The organism is Trinickia violacea, from assembly GCF_005280735.1.
GTDB classification, from domain to species: domain Bacteria; phylum Pseudomonadota; class Gammaproteobacteria; order Burkholderiales; family Burkholderiaceae; genus Trinickia_A; species Trinickia_A violacea.
On sequence record NZ_CP040078.1, the window covers coordinates 1,053,419 to 1,069,100 of the forward strand.

The 15,682-nt window shown below is 59.6% G+C and carries 18 protein-coding genes and 1 pseudogene; 12 read left to right on the forward strand and 7 right to left on the reverse strand.

Going from position 1 to position 15,682, the window contains the following annotated elements; translation table 11 throughout:
- The first annotated feature begins 6 nt into the window (after positions 1 to 6).
- A complete protein-coding gene (locus FAZ95_RS26810) occupies positions 7 to 999 on the forward strand; it encodes an ABC transporter permease (RefSeq protein WP_137335524.1) in 993 nt (330 codons plus the stop codon).
- Here FAZ95_RS26810 and FAZ95_RS26815 read toward each other — a convergent pair.
- The 3 genes from FAZ95_RS26815 to FAZ95_RS26825 form a co-directional block, all read right to left on the reverse strand.
- Positions 972 to 1,769 (reverse strand): HvfC/BufC N-terminal domain-containing protein, encoded by a 798-nt coding sequence (locus FAZ95_RS26815; RefSeq protein ID WP_137335525.1) that lies wholly within the window; start codon positions 1,767 to 1,769, stop codon positions 972 to 974. The two genes, FAZ95_RS26810 and FAZ95_RS26815, sit on opposite strands and share 28 nt — an antisense overlap.
- Entirely contained in the window at positions 1,753 to 2,658 is a 906-nt protein-coding gene (gene bufB, locus FAZ95_RS26820; RefSeq protein WP_254700300.1) for an MNIO family bufferin maturase, read from the reverse strand. The genes FAZ95_RS26815 and bufB overlap by 17 nt, the downstream gene beginning before the upstream one ends.
- A gap of 68 nt (positions 2,659 to 2,726) precedes the next feature.
- A complete protein-coding gene (locus FAZ95_RS26825) occupies positions 2,727 to 3,737 on the reverse strand; it encodes a VTT domain-containing protein (RefSeq protein WP_137335526.1) in 1,011 nt (336 codons plus the stop codon).
- A gap of 108 nt (positions 3,738 to 3,845) precedes the next feature.
- On the opposite strand from FAZ95_RS26825, the pseudogene FAZ95_RS40200 reads away from it, so the two are divergent.
- A pseudogene (locus tag FAZ95_RS40200) lies at positions 3,846 to 3,956 on the forward strand (IS6 family transposase); the annotation flags it as partial.
- A 10-nt stretch (positions 3,957 to 3,966) separates the two neighbouring features.
- Here FAZ95_RS40200 and FAZ95_RS26835 read toward each other — a convergent pair.
- The 3 genes from FAZ95_RS26835 to pdxR (FAZ95_RS26845) all read right to left on the reverse strand — a co-directional run bounded on the left by FAZ95_RS26835 (position 3,967) and on the right by pdxR (FAZ95_RS26845) (position 6,625).
- Complete coding sequence (locus FAZ95_RS26835) at positions 3,967 to 4,383, reverse strand: cupin domain-containing protein (protein WP_137337610.1); 417 nt, start codon at positions 4,381 to 4,383, stop codon at positions 3,967 to 3,969.
- 244 nt (positions 4,384 to 4,627) lie between these two features.
- Positions 4,628 to 5,083, reverse strand: coding sequence for a DUF3788 domain-containing protein (locus FAZ95_RS26840; protein WP_137337611.1), 456 nt, complete (start codon positions 5,081 to 5,083; stop codon positions 4,628 to 4,630).
- 135 nt (positions 5,084 to 5,218) lie between these two features.
- A complete protein-coding gene (pdxR, locus tag FAZ95_RS26845; RefSeq protein ID WP_137335527.1) occupies positions 5,219 to 6,625 on the reverse strand; it encodes a MocR-like pyridoxine biosynthesis transcription factor PdxR in 1,407 nt (468 codons plus the stop codon).
- A gap of 296 nt (positions 6,626 to 6,921) precedes the next feature.
- On the opposite strand from pdxR (FAZ95_RS26845), the gene FAZ95_RS26850 reads away from it, so the two are divergent.
- From FAZ95_RS26850 to FAZ95_RS26890, 8 genes are all read left to right on the forward strand, one after another.
- On the forward strand, positions 6,922 to 7,842 hold the full coding sequence (locus FAZ95_RS26850; RefSeq protein ID WP_137335528.1) for an AraC family transcriptional regulator: 921 nt from the start codon (positions 6,922 to 6,924) through the stop codon (positions 7,840 to 7,842).
- A gap of 642 nt (positions 7,843 to 8,484) precedes the next feature.
- Positions 8,485 to 9,009 carry a DUF4142 domain-containing protein gene (locus FAZ95_RS26855; RefSeq protein WP_137335529.1) on the forward strand — a complete coding sequence of 175 codons (525 nt, stop codon included), beginning with the start codon at positions 8,485 to 8,487 and terminating at the stop codon, positions 9,007 to 9,009.
- 507 nt (positions 9,010 to 9,516) lie between these two features.
- Positions 9,517 to 9,849, forward strand: a complete 333-nt coding sequence (locus FAZ95_RS40210; RefSeq protein ID WP_302674765.1) for a cupredoxin domain-containing protein — start codon at positions 9,517 to 9,519, stop codon at positions 9,847 to 9,849.
- A 131-nt stretch (positions 9,850 to 9,980) separates the two neighbouring features.
- Positions 9,981 to 10,397: a cupin domain-containing protein gene (locus tag FAZ95_RS26870; RefSeq protein WP_137335531.1), complete on the forward strand. Its 417-nt coding sequence runs from the start codon at positions 9,981 to 9,983 to the stop codon at positions 10,395 to 10,397.
- 115 nt (positions 10,398 to 10,512) lie between these two features.
- Positions 10,513 to 11,148, forward strand: coding sequence for a nitroreductase family protein (locus FAZ95_RS26875; protein WP_137335532.1), 636 nt, complete (start codon positions 10,513 to 10,515; stop codon positions 11,146 to 11,148).
- A 186-nt stretch (positions 11,149 to 11,334) separates the two neighbouring features.
- A complete protein-coding gene (locus FAZ95_RS26880) occupies positions 11,335 to 11,880 on the forward strand; it encodes a carboxymuconolactone decarboxylase family protein (RefSeq protein WP_137335533.1) in 546 nt (181 codons plus the stop codon).
- A 143-nt stretch (positions 11,881 to 12,023) separates the two neighbouring features.
- Positions 12,024 to 12,719, forward strand: coding sequence for a glutathione S-transferase N-terminal domain-containing protein (locus FAZ95_RS26885; protein WP_137335534.1), 696 nt, complete (start codon positions 12,024 to 12,026; stop codon positions 12,717 to 12,719).
- Complete coding sequence (locus tag FAZ95_RS26890) at positions 12,716 to 13,114, forward strand: DUF3331 domain-containing protein (protein ID WP_137335535.1); 399 nt, start codon at positions 12,716 to 12,718, stop codon at positions 13,112 to 13,114. The genes FAZ95_RS26885 and FAZ95_RS26890 overlap by 4 nt, the downstream gene beginning before the upstream one ends.
- Here the strand turns inward: FAZ95_RS26890 and pdxR (FAZ95_RS26895) are convergent.
- Positions 13,044 to 14,468, reverse strand: a complete 1,425-nt coding sequence (pdxR, locus tag FAZ95_RS26895; RefSeq protein ID WP_137335536.1) for a MocR-like pyridoxine biosynthesis transcription factor PdxR — start codon at positions 14,466 to 14,468, stop codon at positions 13,044 to 13,046. The genes FAZ95_RS26890 and pdxR (FAZ95_RS26895) overlap by 71 nt on opposite strands.
- Before the next feature lie 90 nt (positions 14,469 to 14,558).
- Between pdxR (FAZ95_RS26895) and FAZ95_RS26900 the strand changes: the two genes are divergently transcribed.
- Entirely contained in the window at positions 14,559 to 14,996 is a 438-nt protein-coding gene (locus FAZ95_RS26900; protein ID WP_137335537.1) for a GNAT family N-acetyltransferase, read from the forward strand.
- Positions 14,993 to 15,637, forward strand: a complete 645-nt coding sequence (locus FAZ95_RS26905) for an FMN-dependent NADH-azoreductase (RefSeq protein WP_137335538.1) — start codon at positions 14,993 to 14,995, stop codon at positions 15,635 to 15,637. The genes FAZ95_RS26900 and FAZ95_RS26905 overlap by 4 nt, the downstream gene beginning before the upstream one ends.
- The last annotated feature ends 45 nt before the right edge of the window (positions 15,638 to 15,682 follow it).

The following is a 15,682-nucleotide window of genomic DNA, read 5'->3' on the forward strand; positions in this document are numbered from 1 at the left end:
CTGCCCATGCCTCGCTCCCTGCCCAAGATCGACGCGGCGACGCTGATCGCCTTCGGCTGCATTCTGCTGCTGCTCTTGCTGGGCGCGGTGGCCAAGCCGGGCTTCCTGTCCGTCGAATATCTGGCTCAGCAGCTTCAGGTGGCCTCGTTCCTCGGCACGATTGCGACGGGGGAAATGATCGTGATCCTGATGGGGCAGATTGACTTGTCGATTCCCTGGACGATCGCCATCGGCGGCATGATGGCCACCGGCGCCTCGGGGATTCTCGGGCCCACGCTTGGCGTGCCGCTCGCCATTCCGTTCGGGATCTTCTGCGGTTTCCTGGTGGGGGTGGTGAATGGCCTGGGGGTGGCCTATCTGCGGGCGCCGTCGATGATCTTCACGCTGGGCATGAACGCCGTTGCTCAAGGGCTCATGGTCTATCACACCGGCGGTTTCGCGCCGCAGGATCGGGCCACGGAGCTGATGGTCGCGGTGGCAAGCGGCCAGTTGATTCCGGGTGTGTCCAATCCCTTGCTCGCTTGGATCGCGCTTGGGGCCGGCGCGGTCTACATGCTGACGCGCACCCGGCTCGGCCGCCAGATCTACGCGATCGGCAATCGGGAGCGGGCGGTGTTTCTTTCCGGTGTCGACACACGGTGGGTGACCCTGATCGCCTTCGCGCTGTGCGGCGCCTGCGCGGCGGCCGGCGGCGTGATGCTTGCAGGGTGGGCGAATCGCTCCTATCAGGCGATGGGCGACCCCTACCTGCTGCCGACCATCGCGGCGATCGTGCTGGGCGGCACCAATGTGCTCGGCGGCCGCGGCTCTTATCTCGGCACCATTGCGGGTGTGATCCTGATCACGCTTCTGCAATCGATCCTTTCCGTGCTGCAGCCGCAGGACTATTTCGCGCAAATCGGCATCAAGCTGCCGGCCGATGTTTTCCGGCAGGTGGTGTTCGGTCTGGTGATCATCGTGATGATGATGCTTTATGGGCGGGAGAAGGTGGTTCGGTAGGGGGAGGGCGAGACGACGATTCCGTGTTCGACCCACTCCCGCCAGTGACTCGCAAAGTCAAAATCGCTCTCGCGCGCCAGTGCGGCGTCGAGTGCAGCGCCCATTGTGGCGCCGTCGCGCAGCTCACCCAACATTGCGAACGCATTCGGCGATACCACGAGGACCTCCGGTATCCAGCGAGGCCGGGCAATAACCATCCGTTGTGCGCGTTCGACTCCGTGCGGCTCGAGTTCCTCGCCAAAGTCGCGAGAGGCACGCCAAAGATCCGCGGCACTCGTCGACGTATGCAGCAGCTCAACGGCGGGATGAAGCCGGATCGAAGAATTTTCCAACGTCTCCGGCGCGCATTGCGCCCATCGATCCGGTGACCACGTCATCGCGTTGGCCGCAAAATACGCTCGGTGGATAAGCCACTCGAGGCGGGCAACATCCGCCAGATAGCGATACGTAGCGCTGGGAGGCCATGCCTCCAGCAGGTCTGCCATCCGGCTTCCGAACCGGTTGAGATCGCCCGACCCGGCCGGATCAGCCGTGCCGTATTCGTGCGACAACATTAGAAAGAAGCTGTCGCCCATTAGCGCGTGAAGCACGGGATAGGTGGACGCCAGAACCTTCTGCCAGGTCTGCGTGAGATTGCCTCGATAGAGCGCCACCCGATTTCTGTTCTTTGCCTCATCTCCGGCAAGTGAGCCAAGCAGTCGCTGTTCGGCATTCACATGCAGCAGTGCGGTTGCAAATTCAAGCTGTATACGTTCAAGAGGTTTGTCCATCTCGCCCTCTTCTGTCAAACGCTTCAGCAACGCTTCTGGCCGTCGCGGCTTCGTCCAGAAGAATCTCAATCGGAGGAACGTCGGTATCCCACTCAATGAGCGTCGACACGGTCCCGAAACGCTCGACCGCATTGTCGTAAAGCCGCCAGACATCGCTTGAGACCCGGTCGCCATGATCGTCCACGACAGCGTCTTCAGTAGCCAGATGTCCCCCCAGATGGATCTCCGCTACAGCATCCGTCGGAATCCGCCCTAGCGCCTCAAGCGCATCCTCACCGTGATTGCGCTGGTTCACATAGAGGTTGTTGACATCGAGAAGCATTGCGCAGCCAGTACGGCGCACCACTTCCAGAAGAAACTCGGTTTCCGTCATCTCGTCCTGCCGAAAGCGAACATGGCTCGAGACGTTTTCGATGAGGACGGTCCGCTTCAACACGTCCTGCATTTGGACGACGTGCCGTGACACCACATCAAGGGACTCCGATGTAAACGGTAAGGGAAGCAGGTCATGCAGATGACGGGTCGACACGGTCGACCAGCACAGGTGCTCGGATACCAGTGCGGGCTGAAACCGATCAACCAGTGACGCGACCCGATCCAGATGGTTGACGTTTAGCGGTACCGCCGAGCCGATACCGAGTCCTACACCATGGAAACTCAACGGATAGTCCCTCCGGATCTGCTCCAGCACATGCAGATCGTAGCCGCCGTCCCCCATGTAGTTTTCTGTGTGGACTTCCACCCAATCCACCGGTTGCTTTCCAGCCAGAAAGTCGAGGTAATGCGCATGGCGGAGGCCAATGCCCACGCCGAGATCACGATTCGGGCGTACCGAACCGGCCGCGCGAACGCGCGTCGACCCGGATACTGATCGTCCGGTTGCCATCATTACGTCACGCCTCCTTCACCGGCGGAAAATCGACGGTGGTGTCGTTGATACTATCCGCAGCTGCATACTCAGCTCGCAGATGTTCGATAGATCCTGGCTGTGGCTTTTTGCGTTGCCGCGTCAAGAACCAGCGGCTCGAGGGTGAAACCAGCCGCCCGCCAGGCATCGAGCCCGCCAACGAGTGGAAACACATCCGTGTAACCCTCAGCTTTCATCTGCTCCGCGACTAACGCGGCGCTCACTTCATTCGGACAGTCACAATAAACAACGAATGTCCGGTTGCGGCCCAGCGCGTCAAGCTGTGCTAACGACGCAGCGTGATCGAGCACGATCGCGCCCGGAATTCGGACAGGATCCCTGTGTCGATGCACCTCTTGTCGTGCGTCGATGATGCAAGGTGGCGGATTTTGTGACAGCAGCGCATCAAGCCGGAGGGTGTCGACCCGAGGCATGCGCAAACGACGCAGCAAGGTTGCCCGCTTTCGCCATCGAATACCAACGTAAATCACTAGAAGTGCCGCAGCGATGAGGGCCGCCCCCCAGCCGAACCAGTCCAGAACATTGAGAATGGTGCCCACTGCATCGGCAAACAGCGCTCCGAGGCCTACCCCAGTGGTCGCCCATAGTGCTGCCCCGACGGCATCGTAAATAAGGAAACTGAGGAGGGTCACGCCCGTCGCGCCAGCGACAGGTATTGCGAGGGCCGATAGACCCGGAATGAATTTGGATACGGCCAGGACACGAACGCCGAACTTTCCGAACACCTCCTCACTCCGGCTCACACACGTGTCCCGTGAGATGGACAGGTTACACAGGAATCCGAGGACGCGGCTCCCGTATCGCCGTCCCAGCCAGAACCATAGCAGGTCACCGAACAGGGCTGATGTTGCCGCAACTAAAACCACATTGACCAGGGACAGTTTCATCGCCCACACGGTGCTGCCGGCGCCCACCGAGGCTGTGATTGCCCCCGTGAGGATCAGTGTCGGCATCGCGGGAACCGGCAAGCCGAGGGACGCGAGCAGTACGTTCAGAAAAACCAGCAGAAAACCGTACTCGACGATCAATTCTCGAAGCATGGATTGGACTCAGGAAAAAACACATGATTTGCGGACTCACGCCGTTGTATGCGTGCTCCAGCCATTCACGTATCTTGTCCTCCAGCAACAGTCGCGGACTCGGATACGGATATCGAGGAGTCGCTGCTTGAGCGCGACGTAACAGTCAGCTACGAATCCGTGCGTAATGTGTGCGACCGGTTCGGCGCGCAATTTGCGCGTCGTGCAAAAGCTGCGCGCATGCACGAGATTAATTGACTGGGGTGGTCAGGGGCTTGTCTTCGGTATCCACCACGAATACCGCAAGCAGCTTCGCGGGCTGCGTCATGCTCGCATTGCGGCTGACACGGTGAATCGCACCGGGCTCCTCAAAAAAGCTTTCACCAGCGTGATAGACCCGCTTGGGGCCGTTGTTCACTTGTGACTCGACAGCACCCGATACGACATAGACATAGATGAAGGCCGACTTTGCATGTTCGTATGACGGCGATGCTCCGCCGGGGGCATAGTCGACGACTACAGCGGTTAACGACTTGCCGGGAAGGTTGGGAATAGTGTGATCAGCGTTCGGCGTGACCGTTTCGCCGAAGCCGTGCGCCACGGCCGGCAACGCGGCGGTGAACGCGACGGCTGCAAAGGCCGCGCCGATGACAGATCGAATGTTCATGAACATGTTTCTCCTTTAGGCCCGTGTATTGTTGTTTGCCGCTGGGTCACAGGAAAGGACCAAGAATGAACATTTCTTTATGTACCATGATCGGATGAGTAAGCCACTGGAAATCCAACTCGAGCTTCCAGATCCGCTTGCCCGCGCATCGCTAGGAAATGCACATGGCTTGCGGGCGACGCGGCTATAAAGCGCCGTACCTCGCCGCCGCTCCATTCACCAATCTTTAGGACTTCCGCAACATTCAACCACCTAATATTGGAGGGCGCTTCATGCTTACAAGCTCCCTCACCTCATGCCGATCATCTGCGGATGAGATCGCAACAATCAACCATTTCCCGTCATGGTACGCTCGGGCTTCATCGTAGAGCTTGACCAACTGCGGGCTCCAGGAATAACGCCGCTCCTCAAACTTCTCTTGCTCTGCTCTCCCCAAGACCACCAGAACCGAAAACAGCCGGTATGCCGGCAGCAATGTGCAGAACGCCTTGGTCTTCTTGTAGCGCAGTGACCAACCGCGTTTCTTGCCACCATAGAGCCAATCTGGCGCGAAAACACCGGGGTAGGATGCCTCGATCCAGCTCTGCAGCTCGGCCCAATGCTCGAACGCCTCCGGCCCTATCCAGTCGCGGACAGTGCGCTCATCGGGCGGTGCTGATTTGTCGGTGATCCTGTCGCCGATTTGGGGGGACTGTTTCATGTTGCTTTCCTCTTCCTCTTTATGGGCGGAATGCTTTTGGTGGTGCATGTGCTCTCCTTTCCGACGATCTTATATGAGCTTCTCGCAGGCGATTTAAATGAGCGAACAACAACCGACGAGCCGACCAGCTTCGCATCATGTATAGCGTGTTATCACCTCATGCAGCCGGTCGCAGGATGTGGCGAGGTGTCTCTCTGGTGAGGTCGCGACACCCAATAACAGTCCTGATCTCGCGGAGGCCGGCGACGCATACCAAGGTGACAGCGGTGCGGGACCCAATCCGAACGCCGACAATGCTCTCGCGATGGACATGTCCGATGCGCCGTCAGGCAACCGCACGAGTACGGCCAAACCGGCGGTCGTCGTCTCGATAGTGCGCTGCTCGAGGCATTTGAGCAACGCATCGCGTTGAGCGGCATAAAGGCGCTTCATCCGTCTCAGATGGCGCATGTAGTGCCCGTCGCGCATGAACCGCGCTGTCGCGAGTTGCACGGACATCCAAGGTGCCGGAGCAAGGCATGCCGCCACTTCTGCGAACCGGGATACAAGCGGCAAAGGGGCGACCACGAATCCCAATCGCAGCGCAGGACTGATCGTTTTGCTGAAGGAACCAATATGTATGACGCGCTGGCCACGATCAAGCGACGCGAGCGCCGGCGCGGCGCGTGCCGTCAGTTGCAACTCGCTCAGATAGTCGTCTTCGATGATCCAGACTCCTTTTTTTGAAGCCCAGTCGAGAAGACGCAGACGCCTGGTGAGAGAGAGCGTGGGACCGAGCGGCGCCTGCTGCCCGGGGGTGATGACAACCAGATCGGTATTCGGCTCATGTTCGAGGCCGTAATCGATATCGAGTCCTTCCGCATCTACCGGTATCGGCGAAAGTGACATATTCGCGAGTTCCAACCCGTGTCGGGTGAACGGAAAGCACGGGTTCTCCACCCACGCCCTTTTGCCCTCGAGGCCCAGTACGCGGAGTGTCAGTCCGAGCCCGCCGCTAAATCCGCTCGTGATGACGATCTGGGCAGGTGAGCACGTGACGCCGCGCGAAATGGCGAGGTAGGCAGCTATCTCGCGCCGCAGCTCCAGTTCGCCCCGAGGATCGGGATAATTGACGGCGGCGCAGTTTTCGGCGCGTACGGCGAAAGAACGAACTTTGGTGAAAAGTTTGGCGGGTAGCGTTTCCTGTCCGGGCACGCCCATCCGGAACATCACCGGCCCTTCGGTTAGTTCCCCGTACATTTCCATGAACGAGCCTGGATCATGCCGTTCCTCCGCCTGAACGGGCGCCGGCGGCCGATCCGCCACTCGCGTTCCCGTCGTCCGGGAAGCAATGATGAGTTGAGCGTCGGCAAGTCTGTCGTATGCCAGGCGCACCGTGCCCCGGGCAACGCCAAGTTGGGCTGCGAGGTCCAGCCATGATGGCAGACGTGCTCCTGGTGAAAGCACACCGCTCTCAATTGCGGTGCAGATTGCTTTGCGGATCTGCTCGGCCAATGGAGTCTTTGCAGACCGATCGAGTTGAATTTGTAGCGGCTTGGTCATCCGGTCATGGTACATAAGAAATGTTCAATTCTGTTTCTTACTTGTGGCCCAGAGCGCAGCCACAATGCAAGGGCCCTAAGGTGAAACATCCTGATGAACATACCTCAACTAAATGGACTGCATGCTTATAGTAGAGGCGTGCCCGTTCCATCTGGTCGCGATTTGGTTCGAATTTGTCTAATGACTCAGGAGCCCCCAGCAATTCATCCGATCCTTGGCCACCAGCTGGCCGCGTTCCGGCGCTGGTCAAGGTCGAAAAACACGCTGAGCCGATTCGCCAGCACGGAGTGATCTCCATGAAAGACGTCTTGAGCGATATCCTGGACACCATCGAGTTGAAAGGCGCCCTCTATTTTCGCACCGACTTTTCGCCCCCATTTGCGATCGGGGTGCCGGCTTATGGCAAGGCCGCCCGGTTCCACCTTGTGGTTCAGGGCTGTTGCCACGTGACGGTGTCAGGCGGCGTGGAAGTGCTGCTGCAACCGGGCGATCTCATACTCGTTCCCTATGGCAGCGCGCATGTGCTGTCCGACGTGGCCGGGCGGGACGCAGTCCCGCTCGAGAACATCGTGGCCAACACGGGCTATACGGGCGAAGGCACGTTCGTCATCGGCTCGGGAGATCCAACGGCCTCTACCCAATTGGTCTGCGGTCACTTCACATTCGCCGAAGGCGCGGATCATCCGTTGCTGCATGTGCTGCCAAAAACGCTTCACCTTACTGCGGAGGACAGAGCGCGTCAGCCGATACTCGATGACGTATTGCGACTCGTCGCGCGCCGAATTTTCCAGGACAGTCCCCGCACGTCTGCTTCGATCAGCCGCTTGTCCGAGGTGCTGTATATCGAGGTGCTGCGCGCCGGGATCGACCGCGCGCCGGAACTACAACGCATATTCTCGGCGGTCAACGATCCGCAAATCGGCAAAGCGCTGAGCCTCATCCACCAACGGCTCGATCACGATTGGACAGTCGACGGCCTCGCCTCGGAGATCGGCATGTCGCGCAGCCGGTTTGCTGAACGCTTTCGTGAACTCGTGGGCTCAGGGCCTATGGGCTACCTGACCGATTGGCGCTTGCAAAAGGCACGACTGCTACTCGGGCAGCCACGGGCTTCCGTAAAGGAAGTCGCGTACCGGACGGGTTACAGATCGCCCACCGCGTTCAGCCGTGCTTATGCACAGAAATTCGGACACCCACCCAAGGACAGCCGACCCTGACCGAAGCGTGGAGACATTGCAGATCGTCCCAACCTTTCGATAGAACGTCCCGGATTTATTCCGTGACTTATTGCGCTTGCGCGCATACGGCTGTTTGTCGTCGCGTAGGGCTCACCGTCGAAGAAACACACAACAACCGTTCCGGGTAGTCGGACGATCCGAAGGTCGAAGGCGCTCTCCCGTTCGCACCTCTAATCGTCGAAAAGCGCTGCCGGGTCAATGACCCGGATCATTCTGCATGCCGCGCCGCCGTTCATAGCGAGGAGGTCCTGGGCGAAGTCCTGTCCCACGTAGCGCTCCATATCTACAAGGCCCGCACGTTATCGCGGGACCGCAAGCGCATGGTATCGATGCCCTGGTTCCATGCGGTCTCGATTGGGTTCCAATCCGTCCAATCATCCCCCCACGCGCGCGAATCGCCGGTGTCGTATAAGGCCCCCTCGAGAGAGCTTGCAGATCGTCCCAAACTCGCCATAGATCGTCCCAGTTTGATCGCGTGATATTGCCGGGCAACCTATGTTCAACGCATCATGGCTCCGTGGTGAGTGATTGATTTGCAGCACATCGACGCGAATCATCCTTGCCGCCCCGGATCTTACATTCCAGGCTTTCAAAAGATTATTTTCTTTAGGAGACTACACAATGTTAAACATCAAGACCATGCGCGTGGCTGCCGCGACGCTTATTCTTTTCGCCGGCGTCGCCCGTGCCCAGGAGGGCCTCAACGATCTTGAGATTGCCCACGCGGCCTACACGGCCGACAAGATCGATATCGCGTACGCGCAAATCGCACTCGCCAAAACGATGAACCCGGAGGTCCGCCGCTTCGCCGAACTGATGATCAGGGACCACACCGCAGTGAATCAGGGTGCCGCCGCGCTGCTCGCAAAACTGCGCGTTCAACCCGAGGACAATGCATTCAGCCAGGCGTTAATCTCGGGAGCGACGGCCAAAGAGGCGCAACTGAAAGCGCTTCAGGGCGTGGCGTTCGACCGCGCCTACGCCGCCAACGAGCTTGCATACCATCATCAGGTGAACACGATTCTTGGCGAGACATGGCTCCCGACCGTCCAAAACGCTGACCTCAAGGTATTTCTGACTCAGGCGCTCGGCACGTTCCGCGTCCACGAAGAACATGCGAGCCACATGGTCGATTCATTGAAGTAGTCATGCTGGTGTCGCGAGTTAGAAATTCGCTTATATACCCCCGTTTGAAGACCGCGATCGGTACAGAGACACGCTAGATATCGCGGGAACATGTTGCGGTCAAAGCAGCGTCGGATTTGCACTGCTAAGTAGAATTCGCGCCAACGAGTCATACGTTGTGAGGAGGCGATGATGAATTCAGCAGAGGGAAATCTGCATTTGCTAGTTGACAAATGGCTTGGGCCGACTCCAGAGGCGCCGTTGAGGGTGATGGGGTTCGGGCGGCTACCTTCGAGTCGGCGACGGTATGTTTGCGTCGAGGCGTTAAGGGCCCACGGGCGCGCTGACAATTTACTTCTTCCTCCACGATGACGGTAGATGGTGTGTATTTCCGCCTGTATCGGAACGTCCGGCGATGGCCGCGGTACGGTTTGCAGCCTGATAGCGAAAGCCACTGGCGGAAGGCGCCCAACATCGATGGTTAGCAATCGAATTTTCAACTCACCACACGAAATCAGGAAAGCGGATATGTTGAACAGACGCCGGTTCTTGCTGACGCTGGCGGTCGGAGCGTGTGCTTCGCCGCTACGCGCCCAAACGCCCACGCGATTGACTCACCAGGTGAAGATCACGAACTTCGCCTTTTTGCCAGCGCTACTCAAAGTCCGCGCGGGCGACATCGTCGAATGGACCAATCAGGATTTGGTCCCGCATACGGCAACAGCGAATGACCACAGCTGGGACACCGGCTCGCTGGAGAACGGCGTGACGAGTCGCATTGTGATGAGCGCGCCTGGCACGTTTGCGTACCGCTGCGCGTTCCATCCGCATATGGAAGGTGTGGTTACCGTTGAGAAATAGGTCGTCACAAGCATGTCTCGCTTGCAGCCGGTGCACATCCGTCCATGGTACATAAAAAATCTCCATTTCTGGTTCTTACTTGTGGCCCAGAGCGCAGCCACAATGCGAGGGCCTTAAGGAGAAACATCCTGATGAACACTCGATCTGCCCTCGGTGCTGCCTGCGCGGCCTTTGCATTCACCATCTCAATGCCTGCTACTGCACACGGGACGGGTGAAACCGTCACACCCGACTTCGAGCATGCCATCCCTAACATTCCCGGCAAGTCATTGACCACCGTGGTCGTCGACTATGCGCCCGGCGGAGCGTCGCCCTCACACGAGCACGCAAAGTCGGCTTTCATCTATGCCTATGTCGTCTCGGGTGCGATTGAGTCACAAGTAAACGATGGCCCGAAGCGGACCTACCATGCCGGCGAAAGTTTTTTCGAAGAGCCGGGTTCCGTTCATCGTGTGAGCCGTAATGCGAGCAAGACCAGACCCGCGAAACTGCTGGCGGTGTTCGTGGTTGATTCCAACGATATGCCCCTGACCACACCCGTCAAGTAAAGCAGGCACCCGAAGCAAAGGAGAAAACGTCCCCGACACCTTGAACGAAAGCAGGTCCGCATAGCGCGAACATGCTCTTATGCATCAACTTATTCCATTATGAGTAGGATTCCTCATGAACAGCAGAACCCCCATCACCAATACCGTCATCGAATGTATCCTGAGCCGAAGCGCCGCGAAGTACTACGACCCCGCCGCAACCTTGAGCGACGACCAAATCCGAGAACTGGTGCGAATCGGCACTTCCGCGCCGACGTCCTTCCATTTGCAGAACTGGCGCTTCATCGCTGTGCGCACGCCTGAAGCGAAAGCTCGGCTCAGTCCGATCGCCTGGAATCAGCCTGCAATCACCGACGCTGCCGTTACCTTCATCGTCTGCGGCCAGTTGGCCGATTCCAGCGTAATACCAGAACGCCTGGCACCGCTGGTGGAAGCGGGCGTCATGCCGGCAGAGATGGTGCGGGAATGGGAAATCCCCGCGCGCGATCTGTACAAGGAGTACCCGCAACGCCAGCGCGACGAGGCGGTACGCACTGGCACCTTCGGCGCGGCGGCGATGATATATGCGGCCCGCTCGATGGGCCTGGGTTCGACGCCGATGATCGGTTTCGATGCCGATGCCGTGCACCGCGAGTTCGGACTGACCGAGGACGAGGTGCCGGTCATGCTGTTGACCGTCGGTGCAGAGCGTCCGGGAAACTGGGCGCAGAAACCGCGCCGTCCCGTGGCCGAGGTGCTGGATTTGGTATAGGTGCACCGCCGCGGCTGTGATCGCGGCGAACGATTAAACGGCTGCCAAGTGAGAGGCGACTACACGCCACCTCCCGCTTAAAGGCCCAACCCGCTTCGACTCAAGACTTGGGCACGAAGTAGCCGAGGGAGGGTTCTCACACGGACTTCCCTCTATTAGTGAAACCAGTGACTTACGGAAATTACGATGGCACGATCTATTGCTCTCAAGCCGGACCAGGTGCCGGCCGATTCGAAACCGACTCTCGATGCGTTCACCAAGAACATCGGGTTCACTCCAAATATGATGGCGACCTTCGCGCAGAGCCCGATCGCGTTCAATGCATGGGCCACCTTGCTCGGCTCCATGAGCAAGGCGCTCGACGTGAAGACGCGTGACAGCATCGGCCTTGCTGTCTCCGAAGTGAACGGCTGCAACTACTGCCTGACGGTTCACAGCTTTACGGCCGAGCATATGGCCCAGCTGCCGGCCGAAGAAATCATTCTCGCTCGTAAGGGCCATGCCACCGACCCGAAGCGGGACGCCGCCGTCCGGTTTGCGCGCAAAGTCATCGAGACCGGCGGAAAGGTCAGTGACGCCGATCTGAAAGCGGTCCGCGATGCTGGCCACACGGATGCGAACGTCACGGAGATCGTCGCGCTGGTGGCCATGTACTCCCTGACGAACTACTTCAATAACGTGTTCGATCCCGAGAAGGACTTTCCCGCCGTTACGCCGGCTGGCTCGATCTGAACTCGATCCGGTCGCATCGACCATCTCCTAGGTTCCAGGAGGCTTGATCTGATGTAGGCCTAATGCCAAAGCCCGGATGCACCCAGGAACGATTTTTGGGAGCGTGTCCGGGCATAGGGAGGCCGTCACCGAGGATGGAGAAAGTGACACTCAATCATCCAATTTTCACGCGCTGGCCGGCGCGGTACCCCGATCGGCTCCAGCTCTTTTCCCTGCCGACGCCTAACGGAGTGAAGGTCGGCATCATGCTGGAGGAGACGGGCCTCGCCTATGAGCCGCATCGCATCGACATCACGGCGGACGAGCACCACGATCCGGCCTTTCTCGCGCTCAACCCCAATGGCAAGATTCCGGCGATCTACGATCCCGGCGGGCCGGGCGGCCGGCCGCTGGCCTTGTTTGAATCGGGAGCGATCCTGATCTATCTCGCCGACAAGACGGGACAGTTCCTCTCGACCGATCCCAACACGCGCTACCTAACGATCCAGTGGCTGATGTGGCAGATGGGCGGTGTCGGGCCGATGTTCGGCCAGGTCGGCTTCTTCAACAAATTCGCCGGCAAGCACTATGAGGACAAACGGCCTCGCGACCGATACGTGAGTGAGTCGGCGCGGCTGCTCAGTGTGCTCGACTCGCGGCTGGCGATCCGCGACTGGGTCATGGACGACGGCTACAGCATCGCCGACATCTCGCTGCTCGGCTGGGTGCGCAACCTGATCGGCTTCTATGAGGCGCGCGAGCTCGTCGGTTTCGACCACTTCACGCATGTCCAGCGCTGGTTCGACCGCGGTCTCGCGCGGCCGGCGGTGCAGCGCGGATTGACGGTGACGGCGCTATGACCTGTCGAAATGAGGACAATATCGATCGCCGAAGCGGTCCCGCTTCACCCAGGACATTTGAGCCTGTCGTCGCCGACCCGGTCCCCGCTCGCATTTCCATTGAGCGGCTGTCGTCGGACGCGGTGAGCGTATGCTGGAGCGACGCCAGGTTGGGCCGTTGCTCTGAACAGACATGGCGACTCGGACGTGCGCGTATCGATTCGTATTGCCTGCTGACGGGCAGACGGATTCGATATGGCGACAAAGTCTTTCGACCTCGGACGCAGCAAGGCTATCCCTCTTCCGAATACAGCCGGATGATCCTTGCTTGTGTCCTGAATGATTTTATCTGGCGCGCAGGTCAAATGCGCGAAACAGCTCCGTCACCAGACGCTGCGCCTGGGCCTGACTGCTGATGTTCGTGAATCCCATCAACAGGCCGCGAGGCCCGGGCGAGCCGTTGCGCCATGTCGTCAGCGCACGCACGGCGAAGCCTGCGTCGTTCGCCCGGCTGGCGAGAGCGACGTCGTCGAGATCTTCGCGCACGTCGACCAGCAGATGCATGCCGCCGTCCTGCAAATGAACGACAAAGCCATCGGCCGCATAAGGCGCAAGCGATTCGGCGAGCATCGCGCGCCGCCGTGCGTACAGCGTCCGCATTCGCTTGATATGCCGGGAAAAGTGGCCTTCGGCGATGAAGTCGGCTACCACCGCCTGCATGAGTTCGGGACAACCGCCATGCACGGTACGCCGGCACGCCAGTTCGAATTGCGGCGCGAGGTTCGGTGCGACAACCACATATGACAGCCGCAGTCCTGGGAACAGCACCTTGCTGAGCGTCCCGCAATAAATTACGCGACCGCCCGCGTCCATGCTTTTCAACGCGGGCAAAGGATGGCCGCGATAACGATATTCACCGTCATAGTCGTCCTCGACGATCCACGCATCGTGCGTGCCCGCCCAGTCGAGAAGTTCGACGCGCCGTTGCAGCGACAAGGCAACACCCGTTGGACTCTGATGCGATGGCGTCACGACAGCAAGCCTCGCGTTCTCGAATCGCTTTTGCCCAAAAGCGACGTCGAGGCCATGTTCGTCGACGGGCACGTCGCAGACTCGCAGGCCAATGCGCTTTAGCGTTTGTGCGGTGGGCGGATAGCCCGGACTTTCGATCCACGCGCTCTCGCGTGCCAGCCCGAGCGCGTCGATGATTAAGGCAAGGCTCGCAGTGTAGGCCGGGACGACAAAGACTTGCGCGGCGTGCGCGTCGACGCCGCGAGAGCGGTGCAGATAGGCCGCCAGCGCCTCGCGCAGCGGCATGTATCCCGCCGGCGGTGGCTTGTTCAGCGATCCCACCTTGCGCGCCTGCCGCGTCATCAGCCTCGCCCAGAGCTTCCTCGGAAATTCGTCGAGCGCAGGCAGGCCCATCTGCAACGGCAGGGGATTGCCGCCTTCTATGTCGATGATCGCTTCGGGCGCGGACAATACGCTTGCGGCGACGGGCGCGTTCTTCGCGTGAGCGGGTTTGGCGGGAGGCGTGCCCTCAGTAACAAAGGTCCCCGCAGGACCTCGGGCAACGAGGTAGCCCTCTCCGAGCAGGCGGTCGTAGGCGACCTGCACCGTTCCGCGCGCGACACCAAGTTCGGTGGCCAGCGCTCGCAACGACAACACCTTCTGGCCCGGACTCAGCTGTCCCTGGTCGATCATCGAGCGAAAGCGCGCATAGATTTGCTCGTGAATGGGCGCCGCCGCGCGGGTCATTGGCTGGGTCATGGCCTGGTCCAAAGCAACGAAAATGTCCCTGTCAGCGATGTCGCCGAACGACGACACTTAAGCCTACACCAACCCTCGTTCATCAGCTTCATGACAGACGCCCCGATTCTCCGACATGCTGAAACAGACGCCGATGTGATGGCGTGTTTCGGCGTCATGCAGCAATTGCGTCCGTATCTGCAATCATCCGAAGATTTGCTCGCCCGTGTCGCGTTGCAGCGCGCACAGGGCTATCGGCTGCTCGCAATATGGGACGGCAACAAGCCTGTGGCGCTCGCCGGCTACCGACGCATCGACAACCTGATTCACGGCCGTTTCATCTACGTCGACGATCTGATCACGGATGCAGCGGGGCGCGGCCGAGGGCATGGCGAGCGCTTGCTGAACGAATTGCGCACGCTTGGCCGCGCGGACAATTGCAACCGGATCGTGCTCGACACGGCGCTCGCCAATGCACTGGCGCAACGTTTCTATTTCCGATTTGGCTTGTTGGCCAGCGGTCTTCACTTCAGCATGGATCTGCAATGAACAGTCTCAAGTTACTGCTGCTCGATTGCAGCCCACGGCGCGAGAATTCGACGAGCCGGCATTTTGCCCATCATGTGCTGCCCGCGATGGCTGAGCGTCTCGGGCGAGACATCCAGGTCAACCGGCGCGACCTTGGCGCAGAGCCGCTGCCGCCGATAACGGCCGAGTACGCGGAGTCGCTGGTGTTGCCCCTTGCCGAGGCGAAGGCGCGGTTCGGTGCGGCACTTGCTCTCTCAGAGCATTTGATTCAGGAGCTCGATGATGCAGACATGCTCTGGATCTCGGCGCCCGTACACAACTTCACGGTGCCCGCCGTGCTCAAGAACTGGATCGATCTCGTAGTTCGTCGTGACGTGACATTCAAGATCACTGAGAAGGGCAAGGTCGGCCTGTTGGCAGACCGGCCGACCTTCGTTGCGGTGACCTCGGGCGGCGCCATGTTTCGCGAGCCAGCGCTACAGCCCGACTTCTTTCGTCCTTATCTGAAAGCGGCGCTCGGCGTGATCGGACTCAAGGACGTCACGTTCATGCACGCCACGGGCCTCGCATTTGCGGACGAACCGCTTTCCATCGTGGAGACGAAGGCGGGGCAGTGGCTACGCGAGGCGTCTTTCAAACAAACCATTCATTCCATCGTTTAACTCATCGTTTCAGCAGAGCTTCGCGCGGTCTGCGCATAGGGCGTA

Bases quoted from the DNA above. Each gene is read 5' to 3' on its own strand.
- FAZ95_RS26810 (WP_137335524.1), top strand. From the start codon at position 7: ATGCCTCGCTCCCTGCCCAAGATCGACGCGGCGACGCTGATCGCCTTC.
- FAZ95_RS26815 (WP_137335525.1), bottom strand. From the start codon at position 1,769: ATGGACAAACCTCTTGAACGTATACAGCTTGAATTTGCAACCGCACTG.
- bufB (WP_254700300.1), bottom strand. From the start codon at position 2,658: ATGATGGCAACCGGACGATCAGTATCCGGGTCGACGCGCGTTCGCGCG.
- FAZ95_RS26825 (WP_137335526.1), bottom strand. From the start codon at position 3,737: ATGCTTCGAGAATTGATCGTCGAGTACGGTTTTCTGCTGGTTTTTCTG.
- FAZ95_RS26835 (WP_137337610.1), bottom strand. From the start codon at position 4,383: ATGAACATTCGATCTGTCATCGGCGCGGCCTTTGCAGCCGTCGCGTTC.
- FAZ95_RS26840 (WP_137337611.1), bottom strand. From the start codon at position 5,083: ATGAAACAGTCCCCCCAAATCGGCGACAGGATCACCGACAAATCAGCA.
- pdxR (WP_137335527.1), bottom strand. From the start codon at position 6,625: ATGACCAAGCCGCTACAAATTCAACTCGATCGGTCTGCAAAGACTCCA.
- FAZ95_RS26850 (WP_137335528.1), top strand. From the start codon at position 6,922: ATGAAAGACGTCTTGAGCGATATCCTGGACACCATCGAGTTGAAAGGC.
- FAZ95_RS26855 (WP_137335529.1), top strand. From the start codon at position 8,485: ATGTTAAACATCAAGACCATGCGCGTGGCTGCCGCGACGCTTATTCTT.
- FAZ95_RS40210 (WP_302674765.1), top strand. From the start codon at position 9,517: ATGTTGAACAGACGCCGGTTCTTGCTGACGCTGGCGGTCGGAGCGTGT.
- FAZ95_RS26870 (WP_137335531.1), top strand. From the start codon at position 9,981: ATGAACACTCGATCTGCCCTCGGTGCTGCCTGCGCGGCCTTTGCATTC.
- FAZ95_RS26875 (WP_137335532.1), top strand. From the start codon at position 10,513: ATGAACAGCAGAACCCCCATCACCAATACCGTCATCGAATGTATCCTG.
- FAZ95_RS26880 (WP_137335533.1), top strand. From the start codon at position 11,335: ATGGCACGATCTATTGCTCTCAAGCCGGACCAGGTGCCGGCCGATTCG.
- FAZ95_RS26890 (WP_137335535.1), top strand. From the start codon at position 12,716: ATGACCTGTCGAAATGAGGACAATATCGATCGCCGAAGCGGTCCCGCT.
- pdxR (WP_137335536.1), bottom strand. From the start codon at position 14,468: ATGACCCAGCCAATGACCCGCGCGGCGGCGCCCATTCACGAGCAAATC.
- FAZ95_RS26900 (WP_137335537.1), top strand. From the start codon at position 14,559: ATGACAGACGCCCCGATTCTCCGACATGCTGAAACAGACGCCGATGTG.
- FAZ95_RS26905 (WP_137335538.1), top strand. From the start codon at position 14,993: ATGAACAGTCTCAAGTTACTGCTGCTCGATTGCAGCCCACGGCGCGAG.